We start from the raw sequence: 19,425 nt of genomic DNA on the forward strand, positions 1-19,425 counted from the left end.
TCAGTTCCCACTGTTTCTGACCGACGCATGGCAACCCTCAGGCCATCGTCACCCGCGGCATCCGGAAACCGTCTTCGTTGTACGTGGGGATTGCCGTGGTGGGCGGGCTGCAGGTGGCTTCCGGGGCGATGCAGCTGGGTGATGTGCAGGCGTTCATCCAGTACTCGCGGCAGTTCACCATGCCGCTGGCGCAGCTGGGGTCCATGGCCAACCTGCTGCAGTCCGGGGTTGCTTCTGCGGAGCGGGTGTTCTCTTTGCTGGATGAGGATGAGGAGTCGCCGGATCCCGCTTCCGGGGGTTCCTCGCCGGATGGGGCGGGGCGGGGGCGGCTGGTGTTCGCGGACGTCTCGTTCTCGTATTCGCCGGACAAGCCTCTGATCTCTTCTTTGTCTTTGGTGGCGGAGCCGGGGCAGACGGTGGCGATTGTGGGCCCGACCGGTGCGGGCAAGACCACGCTGGTGAACCTGATGATGCGGTTCTACGAGATCGACGCCGGGCGGATAACGCTCGACGGCGTGGACATCACCTCGGTGCCGCGGCGTGAACTGCGCTCGCGGCTGGGGATGGTGCTGCAGGATACGTGGCTGTTCGGCGGGACCATCCGGGACAACATCGCGTACGGCCGGCCCACTGCTACCGAGGCGGAGATCATGGAGGCGGCTACGGCCACTTATGTGGACCGGTTCGGGCGCACCCTCCCGGAGGGGTACGACACGGTGCTGGAGGACGAGGGAGCCAACGTTTCAGCCGGCGAGAAGCAGCTGCTGACCATAGCGCGGGCGTTCCTGGCCCGGCCCTCGGTGCTGATCCTGGATGAGGCGACATCTTCAGTGGATACCCGGACCGAGGTGCTGGTGCCCTGCGGTCGGACCGGACGTCATTTGTGATCGCGCACCGCCTGTCCACGATCCGCGACGCCGACCTCATCCTGGTGATGGAGACCGGGCAAATCGTGGAGCAGGGGACGGACCCATCACTGCTGGCCGCTGGTGGGGCTTATGCCCGGTTGTATGAGGCGCAGTTCTCGGCGCCTGTGGCGGAGGTTTAGGGGATACAACGACCGTTTTCCCCGCATGTGGCATGGGGATTCACCGCATTTAAGACCGAACAATCATCATCCACAGTGGCAAGGAAACCACCACCGAAGGCGCATAACCCCCTGCCTGCAGGAAACAGGGCACCTCAAGGGGCCGCCCACCGCAGGCCGGCCAGGAACCTCCCAAAGTGGGGCGGTGCGTCGCCCAGGACACACGACAGCAACCACTCACCAGCGGCTGACCGCCACTCAACCCGACACCACCCCAAAAACCATTCCCCGCGGGACCAGGAACAACGACGATCCCCAGCTTTGGTGGCAGCACCACCAATTCAGCTAGGTTGAAACAGACTTCCTTTGCAGAGGGAAACCAGGAAGGGTCGGCCCATAAAGTGCCGGCCCTTCCGCTTTCCAGACGCGTCTGACACGAGCCTCCACGATCCGGCGGAAATCCTTCCTAGGATGAACTGATGAGCGAAACAGCGCCAGCACCAGGTGGCCCAGCCCCAGCTTTTACGTATGACGGCCAAGTCGGAGAAGAAAAGCTTGCGGAGCTCCTTGCTTTTGGAGCGGAACACCCATCCTTGGACTTCAAGAGGGAACTGGACCTCAATGAGCCGTTGAAGAAGCTCGATTTCATCAAGGATTGCGCAGCCATGATGAACCAACCTCAGGGCGGGTATTTGGTCATCGGTGCCAATGACGATGGAACGCCGGCCCCAGGGTCCTTGGCTCCAACGAAAGGGATGTTTGATTCCGCTGCGCTCACCGAAATTGTCAGAGGCTATGTCGATGCGCCAATCGACATACGTGCTCAGGTACACACACTGCACCTGGCAGGCGCACCTGCTCGGATGGCGGTTATCTATATTGCGCCTCCGGCGGACGGGATACCTGCCGTGATGGCAAAGGACGGCATCGCCAAGGCCCCGAGTGGCCTGAACATTACGCGTTTCAATCGCGGGGTTGTATTCACCCGCGAGGGAACGTCTAATGCCGTGGTCACTCACAGAACGTGGGGCAACGTTCTTGCTAACTTCAGGAACCAACAACGTGCTGAATCTCGTCAGGATGTCGACGCGCTTATCCACAGAACTCTGCAGATGGTTGGTACCTCGGGAGCCTCGCCCATGATAGTTCCCGACCTGGCCATGGACGCGGCCACATTCAATGACGCCGTAAGCATGACACTGACTGACGGCAACGTTGGTGCCCTCAGGAAGTTCTTGGTTGCGGCGAAAAACGCTTACCTCCGAGGAGAAGGTGAGGAGCAGAGGACGATAGCGCTCAACAGGATTGCTGCAGTTGCGGTAGAAGCTGTGATCGTGGGCGACATTGCCGCCGTCAAGCTCGCCATGGACGTGCTTTCGAGCCTGTACGAAAGTTATCTGCTCACCCCAGGAAGAACGGCAGGTAAGCAAGGAGCCCAGGCTAAATGGCTAGACATCATTCTCCGGGTCATGGCCGTCGGTGCCGCCGCTGTTCGGAACGGCCTGTACGGGGCTCTGCCGACCATTGTTTTAAGGTCAATAGGCGACAATGTCTACTCCTACAGGTCCTGGATTCGGCATGCATTAACGGAGGCTTCCAGGGCAAACCTACTGGTGCGGTCCGATGAAGCGGATAAGGGCGATAATCTCATTGCGATGTCCGCCGCGCTTTTACGTCACAGTCCTGACCTTCGACCCGACATGCAGATTGCTGACGATGGAGAATCAGACGAGGTCTTCCTCGACTCGTTGTGTCAGTTCGATTTCCTCTGGTGCTGCTTGTCGCTGGCGTCTAACGAAGACGTGTCATCGTCGGCTGCTTACTATCCGAGCTGCGCCGCGTATCACCAGCACAGGATCATGCCAGCGCTCCAAACGATCGAAAATAAGCCGGAGGCCAGGGCAGAAATATTCGGAGACATTTCTAGTCAGAGGATCGCAGATTCAATTCTCGAAGTCGTAGACATGGCCAAAGGACAGTCGTGGAACTACGGGGGATGGTGGGGCGGCCGTAGGGAGATGGACCCCAGCGGCTGGACTTTGAAGATGGCGACACCCGAGGGCCAGCGGTTCTAGCCTCTCGATCAGCTTTTTGTATGCAACAAGAGCAAACGGAACGACTCGTCCAGATGGTTTCGAATATGGGCACAGACCTGCTTGAAAGGTGTTCTTATGGGCAAATCTTTGGATGCCGAGGGCCAGCGTGGGGATGACCGTGCCGCGTGGAAGAGGAACTGGCTTATCCGTATCGCTGGCATGATGGTCGCCGGCGCTGTCGTTGTAATCCCTGCCGTAGCCCTCGCCCCGCTACTTAAATATGGTGACAGTTATCTCCAGATTCTCGTGGCAATGGCAGTAGCTGCTGGCGTGTTGGCCGGAGCTTGGGGCATTGTGATACACGGTGATCTTAAGCAGCGAAGCGACTATTTAGTTGCCCTTGCTATTGCTTTCGCGCTGTTAGCCCTGGCCCAGTTGGCGCACGCTCTCTACTCGCCCGACTGGGTGTGGTCAAAAACGTGCGCCGACGCAGATGCTGCCCATAGTTTTCGGGAGTGCTTCGAATCCGCTGACGTGCTTCGGTACAACCTCAACGCAGCGACTCTCGATCAGATTTACTCGGTGCTCGCTGTCGGGCAGATCGTCCCAATGTTGTCCATCTTCAAAGATGCTGTCTATTGCTGGCTGAGGCCAACTCTTTGGTACGAACTCCAGGACGGCAAGTTCCATGCGAGCAGTATCAGACAAGCGAACCTTAGGCGTGCGAGAATGCCCAACGATCAGTAGAAGCCACTTGCTAAGAAGCGATGGAATGAGTGGTGGGTGGCTACGATCAGTGATAATTTTCCAGGACTTCCGCGAGGGACCAGCTACGTCGAAGGCAATAACACCTGGGCCCAATTCGTTGCTAAGAGCCATCGAAGCAGAAACTCGTCCCACGCGAAGCCGAACATAACCATGGCGAGATGTAGCCAGCATGGGGAGAAAAGCTTCCGGGGGCGACGACTCAACGAGAGCTGACACCCCTTGCGAAGTCCATCGAAGCAGAAACCGCCCGACGTGAAACCGAACACAACGCGGGTGAGATGTACGCATCGTGGGAAGAAAACTACCGGGCGACGGCCGTCTCAAAGACAGCTGCACAACAGCGACTAGGTCCACATCTCAAGACTTGGTTTAGCCTGCCTGCTGGAAGGGCATGACGGGCGGGATGACCTGGCCAGCTGAAGTCTCGGTGGGGTTGTTCTGTGAGGGGAACCGCTGGAGGAAGGATCCGAGTCAAGAAAGTGCGATGCCGACATCTCCAGTGGATCATGTTTACCCGGCAGGGTAGGTTAGCCACTACAGAATCCACGAGCTCGATGCAGCGCTGGCAATGGGCATGAGCCATATATCCTGCTTACTCATGCTGGTACCTAGGCGCACCTGTCCGCCGCTCCGGCTCATCAACGTAGGAGAGTATCTATCATGGGGGACGCGGCGCCATTTGTAGTTAGCGTTATCGCACTCTTGGTCTCTATATACAGTGTGTGGAGCAAAAATCTTGAGAGCCGAAGGCAGACGCAACTAAGACTCAATGCCGTCGTAGATGAACTTAATAAAGTTACATACGAGTTGAATAAGGACACTGATTCTTACATCGAGAGCCGACGGACAGTTCCCGCTGCGCTCTATACCGTTTCAAATGGCCGGCGAGAAATATTGTGTTCCGAAGCAGTGCAGCTATCAAAACTCGTCAGGGGCGGCCTGACCACGAACCAGCTTCGAACAGTGGCCGCGGGACTCTCAAGCGCCGGTCATCTCCGAGAAGCTGAATCGCTACTCCGGGAGGGCGTGGGTAGGGCGCACTCGGGACTGGAAAGAGTTTTTGCACTACGAGGACACGGCCTCGTTTTAATGCGAATGGGCCGGTTTGATGAAGCAAGGCAAGCGTTTGAGGGTGCACTGACCGTCAACCTTGACGAATCAGATGAGCGCCACTGGCACAGGGCTGAGACCCTTATTCGGTGGGCAAGTCAAGAGCTAAATTGTGGGGATCGCACCTTGGTTCGTGGACTACTTAGTCGCGCAGAGTCAGAAAGTCAGAAAGTCATTAGCAGAAGCAGCATCAAGAGACTCGCCCAGTTGATTTCTCGTGAGCTGCGCGAACTTGAAAGCGCTACCGAATAAGCAGTAAGACATTCAATCTGTGAGGGCTGCCCTTCGATCGATCAAGACGAAGGCTGTGGACCTGATCCCCCGAGAGGGTGATGCTGCCGACCTCCTAGAGGTTCGACGACGGGGAGCAGTTCAAACCATCCGGATATGGCATGCGCGGGTGGAAGTCAAGGCGCGGTGCGGGTTCAGGAACCGGCGAAATCTCAGTCCCAAGTTCAATCCGTGCGGCGTCAATAAAGTCTTCCACCAAGCCCGAGTACTGGATTATGTTCTTGTTGGCCGCTTCATTTAAGGCCTCGAGGTGTTTAGCGTTCGGGAACTCGTGAAGCAGTTGCCTGTTGTCATTATGAGTTATTGCCTGTGTAGCGCAGAGTTTGATCTGCTGGGCCCTGTTGATTGCGTCTATCGAACCTACAAGTTTCAGCCTGTTGAACGTGCTCCTGACGTGCAATTCTGACGTCCAAAAATCTCGAGGCGCGTCAGGGAGTGGCGGCTGGAATACCGCGTCAACAGTAGTTAGGAACTCGACGTATGCCTCCTGCTTTTGTCCACGGACCCAGGCACTGTGCTCGCGCTCTTGCGTCCTTTCCCACTGTTCCTCATTTGTAAGACGGGCCGCATTGAGGGTGTCCTTGGTGTTCTTACGATTGATGAATGACGTTAAAGAGGCGCCACCAAGGCCCGCCACGACTGCAACGGTACCGGTCACGATCTGGGAAATAGTCTGTTGGTCCACTGAATGAACCTACACAACGCTGGCTTATTCCGGCCTACCCTTGGGGTCTTGCGTCTGCGCTTGCCTACGCTTTGGCGACCCGTCCGAAGGCCTTCACAAACGGAGTTAAAACATGGACGCGCGAGCGTTGCGCCCCGGGGCTGCTTGCGGGATGGGGGAGCGGCGGGGATCGGTCTTTTAATCAGCGTGACGAGTTTCTTCAGTGCTCGATCACGGTCTTATGCTCTGGCTGATCAATCATTCAATCTGGCGAAATCTCTCCGAGAGCAGACTGATGACAGCTTGGATCCTGCTAGACGTCGCACGGCCGCCGCTCTGAGGCAGGAAACTATCATCCGAGGTCACTGCTCGACTCAAGAGTTCTTGGACCGCACAAGACCAGGACGGAGAAGGACCCTATTGAAGCGCTGGGGGCATTCGTAAACATGACAATTTTCGCGGTGGGGATCTTCGCGCTGAGAGTGCCGGAGCAGCACAGGGGTCTAAAGATGCTGGCTGGGGGACAATTCTTCTGCTGGAGTTCTCGCGGGCTGGCTCATGGAGCGCTCGGGTCGGATGCAAGTGATCGGGACCTTAAAAGCCCAAGGACGGCAAGAACTGGCGCTTACGGGAAGAGTGCTGGGATCGTAATCCCGATTCCGTGAGCCGAGGAAACCCGCTAAGGAGGATTCTCGGAAGCCCGCCCGCCGCCGTAGTACATGGACACACAGCGCAACGTTGCCGCCCCCGGCCGTAACCTGTTTAGATGCCTCGTTTTGCGCTTGATATTGAGTCCGTGCCCCGTCCCGTCCGCGCCCAGGAGCTGCTGGACGCGGTGAACCAGCGGGTCGTCATTGCCGATGGCGCGATGGGCACCATGCTGCAGGGCCGGGAACTCTCGCTCGAGGGCGACTTCCTGGGCTTGGAAGGCTGCAACGAGATCCTCAACGTCACGCGGCCGGATGTACTCGCGGACATCCATGACGCGTACTTCGCGGTGGGAATCGACGCTGTCGAAACCAACACCTTCGGTGCGAACTGGTCCAACCTTTCGGACTACGGCATCGACGACCGCATCGAGGAGCTCGCCCGGAAGGGCGCGGAGATCGCCCGTGAACGCGCCGAAGCGGCAGAAAAAACAGACGGACGCATGCGGTGGGTCCTGGGCTCGATGGGGCCGGGCACCAAGCTCCCCAGCCTCGGGCACACCACCTACGACTACCTCAAGCAGACCTTCGCCCTGCAGGCCGAGGGCCTCATCGACGGGGGAGCGGACGCCTTCCTCATCGAAACCAGCCAGGACCTCCTGCAGACCAAAGCCGCGGTCAACGGCTGCAAGCAGGCCATCGTGTCCCGCGGCGTCCGGCTCCCGATCTTCGTCGAGGTGACCGTCGAAACCACCGGAACCATGCTCATGGGATCCGAGATCGGCGCGGCGCTCACCGCACTCGAGCCGCTCGGCGTCGATGCCATCGGCCTGAACTGTGCCACCGGGCCGGACGAGATGAGCGAGCACCTGCGCCACCTCTCCAAGCAGTCCTCCGTGGCCATCGCCTGCATGCCCAACGCCGGCCTGCCGGTGCTCGGCGCCAATGGCGCGCACTACCCGCTCTCACCCACCGAACTCGCCACCGCCCACGAACAGTTCGTGCGCGAATTCGGCCTGGGCCTAGTGGGCGGCTGCTGCGGTACGACGCCGGAACACATGGCCGCCGTCGTCGAACGTCTTGCGCCCTTCCGCACTGCCGACGCCGTCGCCATCGGCGGGAGGGGCGCTGACGGCTCCCGCGTTCCCACCGAGCGGGAATCCGGCGTCGCTTCCCTCTACCAGCACGTGAACTTCGACCAGGAGCTGTCCTACCTCGCCATCGGCGAGCGCACCAACGCGAACGGCTCGAAGGCGTTCCGTCTGGCCATGCTCGAAGAGCGCTGGGACGACTGCGTGGATATCGCCCGCGGGCAGATCCGCGTCGGTGCACACCTGCTCGATGTTTGCATTGACTACGTGGGACGCGACGGCGTCGCGGACATGAAGGAGATTGTCTCGCGTTTCGCGTCGGCCTCCACGCTCCCGCTCGTCATCGACTCCACCGAGCCGCAGGTCCTGCAGGCCGGGCTCGAACACATCGGCGGACGCCCGGTGATCAACTCCGTCAACTACGAGGACGGCGACGGTCCGGAGAGCCGCTTTGGGCGCATCATGCCGCTCGTGAAGGAGCACGGCACCGCCGTGATCGCCCTGACCATCGACGAACACGGCCAGGCACGCACCACCGAAGGCAAGGTAGCCATCGCCTCCCGCCTCATCGACGACCTGGTGGGCCAATGGGGCATGCGGGTCGAGGACATCATCGTTGACGCCCTGACCTTCCCCATCGCCACCGGCCAGGAAGAAACCCGCCGGGACGGCATCGAAACCATCGAGGCCATCCGCCAGATCAACGCCAAGTACCCCGGCATCCACACCACGCTCGGCGTCTCGAACGTGTCCTTCGGCCTGAACCCGGCAGCGCGCATGGTCCTGAACTCGGTGTTCCTGCACGAGGCGGTGGAGGCCGGCCTGTCCAGCGGCATCATCGACGCCGCCAAGATTGTGCCTCTCGCTACACTGCCGGAGGAGCAGCGCAAGGTTGCCCTGGACCTCGTCTGGGACCGCCGCGAATACGACGCCGACGGCAACATCACGTACGACCCCCTGAACGTCATGCTGGACCTCTTCGCCGGCGTCGACACCGCAGCGCTCAAGGACCAGCGCGCGGCGGAACTTGCGGCGCTGCCCACCGGCGAACGCCTGGCGCGCCGCATCATCGACGGCGAAGGCAAGGGCCTTGAAGAGGACCTCGACCTCGCACGCAGCGAAGGCATGACACCGCTGTCCATCATCAACGACCAGCTGCTCGAGGGCATGAAGGTGGTGGGCGAACGCTTCGGCGCCGGCGAGATGCAGCTGCCGTTCGTGCTGCAATCCGCCGAGGTCATGAAGACCGCCGTGGCGCTGCTCGAGCCGCACATGGAGAAATCCGATTCCTCGGGCAAGGGCACCATGGTGATCGCCACCGTGCGCGGCGATGTGCACGACATCGGCAAGAACCTGGTGGACATCATCCTCACCAACAACGGCTACAAGGTGATCAACCTCGGCATCAAGCAGCCGATCGCCGACATCATCGCCGCGGCCGAGAAGCACAACGCGGACGTGATCGGCATGTCCGGCCTGCTCGTGAAGTCCACCGTGGTGATGAAGGAAAACCTCGCGGAGCTGCAGTCCCGTGGCCTGGCGAAGAGGTGGCCGATCATCCTCGGCGGCGCAGCCCTGACCCGCGCCTACGTCGAAAGCGACCTCGCCGGGCAGTTCGACGGCGAGGTGCGCTACGCCAAGGACGCCTTTGAAGGCCTCTCGCTCATGGAGCCGCTGGTGAAGGTGGCCCGCGGCGCAGAGCCCACCGAAGTCGGCCTGCCCGCGCTGAAGAAGCGGATCCACCGCAAGGGCTCATCACTCACCCTGACCGAACCCGAGGCAATGCCCGGACGGTCCGACGTCGTCACTGACAATGTGGTGCCATCGCCGCCGTTCTGGGGCACGCGCATCGTCCGCGGCGTGGCACTGCACGACTTCGCGGCGTTCCTCGACGAGCGCGCCACCTTCATGGGGCAGTGGGGGCTCAAGCCCGGCCGCGGCGAGGACGGCGCCTCGTATGAGGAGCTGGTGGAACGCGAGGGCAGGCCGCGCCTGCGGTACTGGATGGACCGCATCCTCGGCGAGGGCATGCTCGACGCCTCCGTGGCGTACGGCTACTTCCCGGTGGTCTCCGAGGGGGAGCAGGTGGTGGTGCTGCACCACGGCACGGATCCCGACGGCGTCCTGGGCACCGCGGGCCTCCTCGCCCCTGACGGTGGTTCAGAGGGTCCGATCGGCACCGAGCGGCTGCGTTTCGACTTCCCGCGCCAGCGCCGCGACCGGCACCTGTGCCTCGCAGACTTCGTCCGCCCGCGCGAATCGGGGCAGATTGACGTCCTGCCGGTGCAGCTGGTCACCGCCGGCGGCAATGTGGATGAGGTGACTGCCAAGCTCTTCGCCGGCGACCACTACCGCGACTACTACGAGCTCAACGGCCTGGTCATGCAGCTCACCGAGGCGCTGGCGGAGTTCTGGCACGCGCGCATCCGCTCCGAGCTGGGCTTCGCCGCCGAGGAACCGAAGGACAAGGCCGGCCTCTTCAAGCTCGAGTACCGCGGTGCGCGGTTCTCTCTCGGGTACCCCGCGTGCCCCGACATGGAGGACCGCCGCAAGGTGACGGAGCTGCTGAAGCCCGAACGGATGGGCGTGATCCTCAGCGACGAGCTGATGCTGCACCCCGAACAGTCCACCGACGCGTTCGTGTTCCACCACCCGGAGGCGAAGTACTTCAAAGTGTGAGCCGCGGTCTGACTCGGCCAACGCCTTGGAAGCCTAAACGCCTGGGCGGACGCAATGCTGCCACGTGTCCGGTGGGAATCTGAGCTGTCCATCAGAAAGCTTTAGGGAACACGATTCGGACCCTATCCTGACAGTGTTTGTGGGGCTTCCTGACGTCAGGTTTGGGCGTACTTGAGTTGACGTACCAAGGCGCCCGAGGGCGTCGGATGAGAAACTCATCTGTCGTTCTGATAGGTACCGGCCGGTACTGCGAGATGTCCTTGGCGCAGATTTGCGAGAATCTGATCGGTGAGTGCTTCAATGCCGCCTTCGGATGTCACGGTCATTCCGGCTTCGGCCGTTTCCAGGGCCTCGAGCGTCTCCAGCTGTGAGGTGAGAAGGGATACAGGCATGAAGTGTCCTGGGCGCTGGACCAATCGCTCCTTCAGTACCGAAGGGTCGACCTTTAAGAGGACGAACCTGGCGGAAGGAGCGGCTGCGCGGATAGCGTCACGGTAGGCGCGTTTGAGGGCCGAACAGGCAAGCACGATCCCGTGGGGGTGTTCGGCGGCGAGTTCTGCGCCGACCAGGCGAAGCCAGGGCCATCTGTCTTCATCGGTGAGCGGTACTCCAGTTGTCATTTTTTCTACGTTCGGCAAGGGGTGCAGGTCGTCAGCGTCCTTGAAGGTTGCTCCGAGCCGGGCAGCCAGGGCCGCGCCGACCGTAGTCTTTCCCGAGCCCGACACGCCCATGATGACAAGAGGGCTATGCACTACAGCGCTCCCTGTTGTGCTGTTCCTGCGGGAATCGGAACCATCCGGGTCACTACGACAGGCTTTTCCAGCAGGCCTTCGAGGGAGGCGTTCAGGCGTTTGACCGGTTCACCTTCGCCATGGGCGTCCAGCAGCGCAGCTGATTCCCATTTCTCAATCATGAGGATCTGGTTGTTGGGGGCTTCATGGATCGCGTAGAGCAGGCAGCCGGGTTCCTGGTGCACTTCGCTGATTGCGGGGGAGAGGGCGGCGACGACCTGGTCGAAGGCGCCTTCCTTGGGGCTAAAAGCTGCAGTGACGACGATGGTCATCGTGAGGTTCTCCTAGTGTTGCGGGTGCCGTGAGGGCGTGGGAGGGTCCTTGGGGGACGCGGCGCGGACCGGCGGTCATAGTCCGTCGGTCCGCGCGAACATCCGCAGGGTTTCCCTTGGGCTTAGCTGAGAGCGGCGAGGTTTCCAGTGGCCGGGCTGTCAGTGGCTCCGGCAGCCCAGAGGAATGAGCGCCGGTCGATCATTGTGCCGGAACCGCTTCAAAGGCAAGGGCTTCGGTTTCGCGGCGCAGTTCGAGGGCCTGGGCGAGCGAGTCGTCCATGATGACGTCTTCCCAGCGGACGATCCCGCCCTTGGCGACGTCATTGCGAAGTTCCACGTGGTGGGCCAGCGCTACCGGCAGAGCGCCGGTAGTGACAGAGTGCTTCGCGGAGACGAGTTGGCCCCACACGGTGTATCCGCCTTCGCCATCAAGGAATTCACCGGCTTTGAGGTCTTTCTTGGCGGTGGCGACAACGTCGCCGAAGAACCCGATGGGTGAACCCGTGGGGATTCCGCGGAGGACGGCGTTGGCGATGGATACGTTCAGTTCCAGGCCGACGTAGTGGTAGGGGCGGTACAGGGCGGCGTACTGGCCGGTGGGGTCCGGGTGCCAGGGGTATTCGTTGAAGCAGCCGGAGACGTAGGCGTTCGTTGCCTTCACGACGACAAATACGCCTTCCTGGGTGTTGTGGGGTATCCAGGTGCCGTCGCGCTTGACACTGGACATGACGTCGACGGTCCCTTCGTGTGCGAGGGCTCCTCCGACGTCGGCGGGGCGGCAGATTGAGGCGATTTCCTCGACGTCTCCCGGCGTGAACGTCAGCCCGGCGTCAGAGGGTACCAGTCCTGCCCCGTTGGCGACGGCGGCCATTTCGATGGCGGCCTTGGTGCCGTCGCGGAAGGAGGTGTGCATGTTGGGGTTCAGCTGCCCGGAGTCGGTGAGTTCCTTGGAGAATTCCCAGTTTTCCCAGACGTTGTCGGGGTTCATCTCGTGGTAGTGCTCGAGGAATTTGGCGCCCTTGCCGGCGCAGACGACGTCGAATCCGCTGGTGCGGGCCCAGTCGACAAGTTCCATGATGAGTGCCGGCTGGTCTCCGTATGCCATTGAGTAGACAACGCCGGCTGCTTCTGCCCGCTTGGCAAGAGCGGGCCCTGCCAAGGCGTCGGCTTCAACCGTGACCATGATGACGTGCTTTTTCGTTTCGATGGCGCGCAGCGCGTGCTTGACACCAACGATGGGGTTGCCGGTCGCTTCCACGATGATGTCGATGTCGACGTCGAAAAGCTCATCAGCGTTGGCCACGATCGCGGTTGAACGGTCCCTCAGAGCGGTTGCTATGTCGGGGGCGATCTGGTCTTTGGGCCATCCAACGAGTTCGAAAGCACCTTCAGCGCGCTTGACGTTGATGTCCGCGATGGCGACGACGTGGATGCCCGGAATGTTGTTTGCCTGGGCCAGGTACATTGTCCCGTAGCGTCCGGCGCCGATCAGGCCGACCCGGATGGGCTTTCCGTCGGACTCGCGCTGGGTCAGGAGATGGTGCAGATTCATGGGTTGCCTTTCAAGGGATACGGCGCTGTTCCGGAAGGGATGCGGGCTGGTGTGGGATCAGCCGCAGCTTTTGGGGCTCTTACTTTTTCACCTTGCGGCTCGCTCCGCCCTTGGTAGTGAGGCTGCAGAACAAGCGGAATCGAACTAAGGTAAAATAAGTGGAACCGGTACACTTTTATGTCACAGGGGTAGGCCCAAGGTCAAGCCCTAAGCTGAAAAAAGTTCCCAGATGTCCAGGAAGTGCCAGACAAAGGAGTAGGCGTGCAGAAACAACCGACCATCCGCGATGTTGCCCAGGCGGCCGGGGTGTCCGTTGCAGTCGTCTCCCGCGTGCTGAACCCGGGGTCGGGTCCGGTCGCCGCAGCTACCCGCGGCAGAGTGACCGAGGTGATGAAGAATCTCGGTTACCACCCCCGCACGGCGGCCAGGGAGCTTAAGTTTGGCCCGCCTACTACGTTGGGGCTGCTGCTCGCCGATGTCTCCAATCCCTTTTTCGCCCGACTCGCCGACCAGGTGGTGCAGGAGGCGCACGCGCGCGGCATCCAGGTGCTGCTGATGACCACGCAGGAGGATGACCACCTGGAGTCAGAGCGTCTGGCGACACTGATCGAACGCAGGGTCAGCGGTATTATCGCGACGCCGACCGGCAACAACCTGGCGATTTGGAAGCAGCTTCAGGATCTGGGGACTGAGGTGGTCTTTGTCGACCGATCAATACCGTCGCTCCCCGAAGTTGACGTTGTGAGCATCGACAACTTTGAGTCTGCCCGGTCTGCTACGGCGCTGCTTGCGGCGCACGGCCACCGCCGCATCGGGATCATCTCGGGGCCGGCTTCGTCCACTACCGGAAGGGACCGGATTGCCGGCTATCGGCAAGCCCTGGAAACAGCCGGCCTGGAGCCGGATGAGCTCCTCATCCGGCACGCCGCGTTCCGCGGGCCTGCGGGAGGAGATGCCGCGTCGGCGCTGCTCGGCATCGAGGAGCCGCCCACCGCTTTGGTGGTGGCAAATACCGCCCAGGTGACGGAAGTTTTGCGGCGCCTCTCCCATGCCGGAATCGACATCCCCGGGACGCTGTCCGTCATCGTCTTTGAAGATTCACCCTGGACAGAACTCATGACCCCGGCCCTGACAATCATCAGACAGCCCATAGATCTGCTCGCCCGGCATTCCGTGCAGCTCGCTTTGTCCAATACCCAGGGCAAGACGTCGGGAAAACCTACGGTGATACGCGTAGCCGCCGAACTGGTCGAGCGGTCCAGCGTCGCACGGCTGCAGTTCTCGAAGTAATTCCAAGCTGTCATCCGCTCCTAACGGTTTACAGCCGCGCCCCGCCTGTGGTAAAAAAGTGTACCGGTTCCACTTCGGGATGATTCACAGCGGGAAGACAGCCTGCGCGAGCACCGCCGCGTCTGAAAGGCACTGGGCAAGCGGGATGAGAAAGCAGCAAGAGCAGCCTTTCTCGAACGTATCCGCACAGCCCAGGACGCTATAACCACCGCCGTCAAAGCATTAGTACCCCTGTCCGTATAGGCCAGGATTCAGCAAGTATTCAAAGGAGAATCAGATGCCAAAGCGCATCCTGGCCGCCGCAGCTGTGGCCGTTGCACTCACCGTTACTACTGCCCTCACCGGTTGCGGCGGGGGCGCGGCCCCCGGCGCCGGCGCGCCCAGCACCACCGTCCGCCTCGGCCTCGGCGACCCCGCAACCTCTTCCATGGGCGTCAGCGCAAAGCACTTCGCCGACAAGGTTGCCGAGCTGAGCGACGGCAAGGTCAAGGTCGAGACGTTCCCCGACGGCACCCTCTTCGGCGGAGACCAGAACGCCGCCGTCAACCTGCTTGGAAACGGCACGCTGGACTCGACCATCATGTCCACCTCGGTGTACGCGTCCTTCGAGCCGAAGATGAATGCCGTCAGCCTTCCCTACCTCTTCAAGGACTCGGAGGAGGTTACGAAGTACTTTGAAGGCGAGCCGGGCAAAGAACTGCTGGGCTCACTGGACAAGCTGGGCATCAAGGGTGTGTCCATGCTGACCCGTACTCCGCGGCACACCACCAACTCGGTGCGTCCCATCACCCAGCCCGAGGACTTCAAAGACCTGAAGCTCCGCGTACCGCAGAATGACCTCTGGGTTAAGTTCTTTGGCTCACTGGGCGCCAACCCGACGCCGATGGACTTCAAAGAGGTTTACACCGCCCTGCAGCTCGGCACTATCGACGGCCAGGAAAACCCTCTGGAAGTTCCGGTCAACAACAAGTTCTTCGAAGTCCAGGACTACCTCTCCCTGACGGGCCACATCTCCGACGGCCTTGTCCTCGGGTTCAGCAAGAAGAAGTGGGACTCCTTCGATGAGGACACCCGGAAGGTCTTGCAGGAAGCCGCAGACGAGACCGCTGACTTCAAGACAAAGTACGACAACGACGAAGCCACCAAAACCCTCGACAAGCTGAAGGGCGAAGGCGTGAAGGTCAACGAGCTGACGCCCGAAGCCAGGGAGAAGTTCCAGGCGGCAGCGCAGAAGGTCTACCCCGAGCTTGAGGGCAAGGTGGGCAAGGAATTCGTCCAGTCAAGCCTTGAATTCCTCGGACGATAAGGTGACCGGTTCAGTGCATGATGACGGAACCACCCCAACCCGGGGGGCCGAACACCCGGCGGCCGAACACCAGGCGGCCGAACATAGCATCAAAGTGCTTCCGGTCAGCGAAGTCTCGGAACCTCATGGTCTGATCTGGAAGGCCGTGGATGCTCTCCTCTTCGTCGGGATCACAGCGATGCTGCTCAGCCTTGCTGCCCAGATGGTCAGCCGGCAAATGGGAGCCTCGCTGCCATGGACCGAGGAACTGACCCGTTTTCTGTTCATGGACACCACCTTCCTGGGGATGGCAGCAGGCTTCCGGGCCGCCGTGCACCCGCGGGTGAACTTCGCGGTGGCGTGGGGACCAGCCTGGCTTAAGCAAGTCAGCATGCATCTCTACGCCGTCTGCGGGACCGTGTTCTTCAGTGTCCTGACCTACAAGACGTGGGAACTGATGCTGCAGCAGTACGCCGCCGGAGAGTCCAGTCCTGCCCTGGGACTCAAGATGTTCCTGGTAACCCTGCCCCTTGTGATCAGCGCGGCACTCGCCATCGTCGCCCATATCACGACCGTCTACTTCTCCCCGTACATGCGTAAGAGGATCCTCGAAGGAGAGATGATCGCATGAGCCTGACCCTGCTGGGCATTTTCCTGCTCCTGCTGCTGTTGGGGGTTCCGCTCTCAATCTCACTCGGCATTGGCGTCATCGCCACGCTGCTGATCTTCGATATCCCCCTCGAGCTGTTGCCGCAGTCCATGATGAGCTCCATGAACAGCTTCCTGCTGGTTGCTGTCCCCTTGTTCGTCCTGGCCGGCAACCTCATGTCCGGAGGGGGTATTTCGGACCGCATCTTCCGGGGCGCCGAAGTCATCTTCGGCCGCTTCCGTGGCGGCCTTGGCCAAGTGAACATTGCATCGAGCGCGATCTTCGGCGGCATCTCCGGTTCCTCGGTTGCCGACATTGTCAGCCTTGGCAGGATCGAGATCAAGGCCATGACTGACCACAAGTACCCGCGGCCCTATGCGGCAGCGATGACCATGGTCACCGCCACCCTGTCCTCACTGATACCGCCGAGCATCCTCATGATCATCGCCGCCTCGACCGCGAACGTCTCGGTAGGCGCGGCACTCGCGGGAGGATTTGGACCGTCCATTGTCCTGATCATCGTCCTGATGCTCGTGAATTTCTTCCTGTCGGCACGCCATGGTTACGGCGAGGTCTCAAAGACGCCTTTCAAGAAGGGCCTGAGGATCGTCCTCGAGGGAATCCCGGCCATGGGCGGCCCCGTGATCATCCTGGTGGGCATGTTCAGCGGGCTCGTCACGCCCACGGAGGCTGCCGCCGTCGCCGTCTTCTACAGTCTGCTGGTCGGCATCTACGTCTACCGGGACATGAAGTGGCACCAGATGCCCAGGATGATCGTGGACGCCGGCCTCACCACCGGCACCATCCTGCTCATCGCCATGATCGCCGGCGTCGCCTCTTACATCTTCACCATTGACGGGCTGCCGGCAAAGGTCAGCAGCTGGTTGCTGAGCGTCAGCACTGACCCCACCATCGTCATGCTACTGATCGGCCTGATCCTGATCATCATCGGAACCGTGATGGACAAAGTCGCTGCCATCCTGCTTTGCACACCGGTGCTCATGCCCGCGGCCGTGTCTTCCGGTGTGGATCCCATCCACTTCGTCGTCTTCCTCGTTGCTGCCCTTGCCGTTGGCCTGGTCACGCCGCCTGTCGGTGTTTGCCTGTTCGCGGCGTCCTATGTCAGCGGGCTGCCGATGGAGAAGATCGTGAAGGCCGCGGTGCCGCTCTACGTGGTCATGGTGGTTGCCATCGTCATGCTGGCCATCTTCCCGCAGCTCATCCTGTGGCCGGCTGATCTCCTGACCAGCCAATAACGCCTGCCCTCAGTTCGCTATCCCATACAGTCACAGAAACAGGACAACCATGGCTTCCCCCATTCGGAAAACCGTCAGCAGCTACATTGCTGGTCCTGCACGCCCTAATCGCTAAAGGATCCCCAATGCCTGAACATGACCACACAGCGCTTGCCCTGATGGGATTAGGGCCGATGGGGGAACCCATGGCGCGCCGGCTGCTGGAGGGCTACGGCGAGCTGACAGTCTGGAACCGGACTGCTTCGAAGGCCGAAGCCTTGGTGGGCCTGGGCGCCCGCGTTGCGACCTCACCTTTTGAGGCGGCCGCTGACATCGTTCTCACGGTGTTGCCGGACCTAAGCCACGTCGAATCGTTGCTTCCGGGAGAAGAGGGCCTGATAGCCGGCTGGACAGCCCGGGGCATTGCCCGGCCGATACTCGTCGTGCACGGGACCGTCTCGCCGGGGGCAGTGGCGGCCTTTGGCGAACGAATGCTTCGCGAACATGGCGTCCGGGTCCTGGACGCCCCCGTCAGTGGCGGCACCGTGGGCGCCGAAAACGGCACCCTAAGCATCATGGTGGGAGGGGACGAGGACACGTTTAGCTCGGTCACCCCGGCGTTCGGGTTCATGGGCAGCACCATCCGGCACATGGGTCCGGGAGGTTCGGGCGCACTGGCCAAGGCCTGCAACCAGATCGTGGTCGCCGGCACGGTCACGGCAGTTTCCGAAGCCATGCTTCTCGCGCGCGGCGGGGGACTGGATCCATCGGTGATGCTTGAACTGCTTCGGGGTGGCCTGGCCGACTCCGAGGTGCTGCGCCAAAAAGGCCACCGATGGATTGACGGCGACTTCACAGGTGGCGGCAGCGCCCAAAACCAGCTGAAGGACCTCAACTTCGTGCTGGGGGCGGCCAGAGCAGCACACCTGGAGCTACCACTGAGCACCGTAATCCAGGATCTTTTCGAGGATATGGTCGCGCGGGGCGACGGCGCCCTTGACCACACAGGAATCCTCGGGACCCTTACTCAGCGCAACAGCGCTCTCACTGAGACCTGAAAACCCTCACGAAAGGTCGCGAAAGTAGAGCACCGGTGCCGACGCGCTGAACGAGCTCGGCGGCCCTATCAGCATCTGTTATCAGGCACGGGTGATTGATAACAGAAGGCCTGTCAGGAGCGGGTGTCGAGGTAGTGAAGAATCGCCCGGGCCGTTTCCCCTGGAGCGCTGACGTGGGGGCAGTGCCCGGTGGCCTGAAGCTGCACAAGGGTGCTGTGTTCCAGATTCTTGTGCAGGTAGGCGCCCACTTCCGGCGGGGCAAGCCGATCGTTGGAGCACTGCAGAATCAGGCAGCTGGTGCGCAACTTTTTCAGTTCAGGGCGGGTATCGGAGAAAAAAGTTACCCCGGCGAAGTGCCGTGCGATGGTGGGATTTGTCCGGCAGAAGCTGGCACGCAGGTCCTCCGCTAAGTCCGGCTCCTGCGGGTTGCCCATAACCACGGGCGCCAAGGCTGCGGCCCAGGCGAAATAGTCGCTGTCCAGAGATGCCAGCAGGCCCTCGATGTCTTCCCGCGAAAACCCGCCCACGTAGCCGTCGTACGGGTCATCGGTATGACGGGGTGAAGGAGCAAGCAGGACCAGGTGGGAGAACCGGTTGGGGTCCTGCACTGCGGCGATCACGGCGATCATCGTGCTGACACTGTGGCCCACCAGGATGACGTCCTCAAGTTCAAGGGCGGCGCAAATCTCCAGCAGGTCCGAAGCGTAGCCATTCAGGGACCCGTACTTCTCCCAGTCATAGGCGCTGATGTCGGAGTGTCCTGCACCAACATGATCGAAAAGCACCAGCCGGTAATCATCAGCGAAATAGGGCAGCAACTTCCGCCACATAGCCTGATCGCAGCCAAAACCGTGGGCAAACATCATCACAGGCCCGTCATCCCGCCCGGATATGGTGACGTTGTTCCGGCCGATAACCGCAGCAACTGCTTCGATCACGTTCTCACTGACCCTCCGTCGGGTGGCGTCCTGTTCCAGACT

Annotated in this window: 13 protein-coding genes and 1 pseudogene; 9 read left to right on the forward strand and 5 right to left on the reverse strand. The window is 61.2% G+C overall.

Annotated features, from left to right (window positions below; genetic code table 11):
• Positions 1-77: 77 nt before the first annotated feature.
• The 3 genes and pseudogenes from AC1MCA_RS12610 to AC1MCA_RS12620 all read left to right on the forward strand — a co-directional run.
• A pseudogene (locus AC1MCA_RS12610) lies at positions 78-1,048 on the forward strand (ABC transporter ATP-binding protein); the annotation flags it as partial.
• A 458-nt stretch (positions 1,049-1,506) separates the two neighbouring features.
• Positions 1,507-3,102 (forward strand): AlbA family DNA-binding domain-containing protein, encoded by a 1,596-nt coding sequence (locus AC1MCA_RS12615; RefSeq protein WP_479797747.1) that lies wholly within the window; start codon positions 1,507-1,509, stop codon positions 3,100-3,102.
• Positions 3,103-3,198: 96 nt separating this feature from the next.
• Positions 3,199-3,810, forward strand: coding sequence for a hypothetical protein (locus AC1MCA_RS12620; protein WP_479797749.1), 612 nt, complete (start codon positions 3,199-3,201; stop codon positions 3,808-3,810).
• Between the two features lie 1,477 nt (positions 3,811-5,287).
• On the opposite strand, the gene AC1MCA_RS12625 is transcribed toward AC1MCA_RS12620, so the two are convergent.
• On the reverse strand, positions 5,288-5,917 hold the full coding sequence (locus tag AC1MCA_RS12625; protein WP_479797751.1) for a hypothetical protein: 630 nt from the start codon (positions 5,915-5,917) through the stop codon (positions 5,288-5,290).
• A 745-nt stretch (positions 5,918-6,662) separates the two neighbouring features.
• Between AC1MCA_RS12625 and metH the strand changes: the two genes are divergently transcribed.
• Positions 6,663-10,313 (forward strand): methionine synthase, encoded by a 3,651-nt coding sequence (metH, locus tag AC1MCA_RS12630; RefSeq protein ID WP_479797752.1) that lies wholly within the window; start codon positions 6,663-6,665, stop codon positions 10,311-10,313.
• A 215-nt stretch (positions 10,314-10,528) separates the two neighbouring features.
• Here metH and AC1MCA_RS12635 read toward each other — a convergent pair whose 3' ends face one another.
• The 3 genes from AC1MCA_RS12635 to AC1MCA_RS12645 form a co-directional block, all read right to left on the reverse strand.
• Positions 10,529-11,065 carry a gluconokinase gene (locus tag AC1MCA_RS12635; RefSeq protein WP_479797756.1) on the reverse strand — a complete coding sequence of 179 codons (537 nt, stop codon included), beginning with the start codon at positions 11,063-11,065 and terminating at the stop codon, positions 10,529-10,531.
• Entirely contained in the window at positions 11,065-11,376 is a 312-nt protein-coding gene (locus AC1MCA_RS12640; protein ID WP_079598191.1) for a putative quinol monooxygenase, read from the reverse strand. The genes AC1MCA_RS12635 and AC1MCA_RS12640 overlap by 1 nt, the downstream gene beginning before the upstream one ends.
• Positions 11,377-11,575: 199 nt before the next feature.
• Positions 11,576-12,928: an NAD(P)H-dependent oxidoreductase gene (locus tag AC1MCA_RS12645; protein ID WP_479797760.1), complete on the reverse strand. Its 1,353-nt coding sequence runs from the start codon at positions 12,926-12,928 to the stop codon at positions 11,576-11,578.
• Between the two features lie 261 nt (positions 12,929-13,189).
• On the opposite strand from AC1MCA_RS12645, the gene AC1MCA_RS12650 reads away from it, so the two are divergent.
• From AC1MCA_RS12650 to AC1MCA_RS12670, 5 genes are all read left to right on the forward strand, one after another.
• Entirely contained in the window at positions 13,190-14,218 is a 1,029-nt protein-coding gene (locus AC1MCA_RS12650) for a LacI family DNA-binding transcriptional regulator (protein WP_479797762.1), read from the forward strand.
• 277 nt (positions 14,219-14,495) lie between these two features.
• On the forward strand, positions 14,496-15,524 hold the full coding sequence (locus tag AC1MCA_RS12655) for a DctP family TRAP transporter solute-binding subunit (RefSeq protein WP_479797764.1): 1,029 nt from the start codon (positions 14,496-14,498) through the stop codon (positions 15,522-15,524).
• 13 nt (positions 15,525-15,537) lie between these two features.
• Positions 15,538-16,134 (forward strand): TRAP transporter small permease, encoded by a 597-nt coding sequence (locus AC1MCA_RS12660; RefSeq protein ID WP_479797766.1) that lies wholly within the window; start codon positions 15,538-15,540, stop codon positions 16,132-16,134.
• Positions 16,131-17,408, forward strand: a complete 1,278-nt coding sequence (locus AC1MCA_RS12665; RefSeq protein WP_479797768.1) for a TRAP transporter large permease — start codon at positions 16,131-16,133, stop codon at positions 17,406-17,408. Before AC1MCA_RS12660 ends, AC1MCA_RS12665 begins: the two co-directional genes overlap by 4 nt.
• 125 nt (positions 17,409-17,533) lie before the next feature.
• Positions 17,534-18,445 (forward strand): NAD(P)-dependent oxidoreductase, encoded by a 912-nt coding sequence (locus AC1MCA_RS12670; RefSeq protein ID WP_479797771.1) that lies wholly within the window; start codon positions 17,534-17,536, stop codon positions 18,443-18,445.
• Positions 18,446-18,558: 113 nt separating this feature from the next.
• On the opposite strand, the gene AC1MCA_RS12675 is transcribed toward AC1MCA_RS12670, so the two are convergent.
• Positions 18,559-19,383 carry an alpha/beta fold hydrolase gene (locus AC1MCA_RS12675; RefSeq protein WP_479803381.1) on the reverse strand — a complete coding sequence of 275 codons (825 nt, stop codon included), beginning with the start codon at positions 19,381-19,383 and terminating at the stop codon, positions 18,559-18,561.
• Positions 19,384-19,425: the final 42 nt, after the last annotated feature.

The sequence above is a fragment of the Arthrobacter sp. BK1 genome (genome assembly GCF_056680055.1).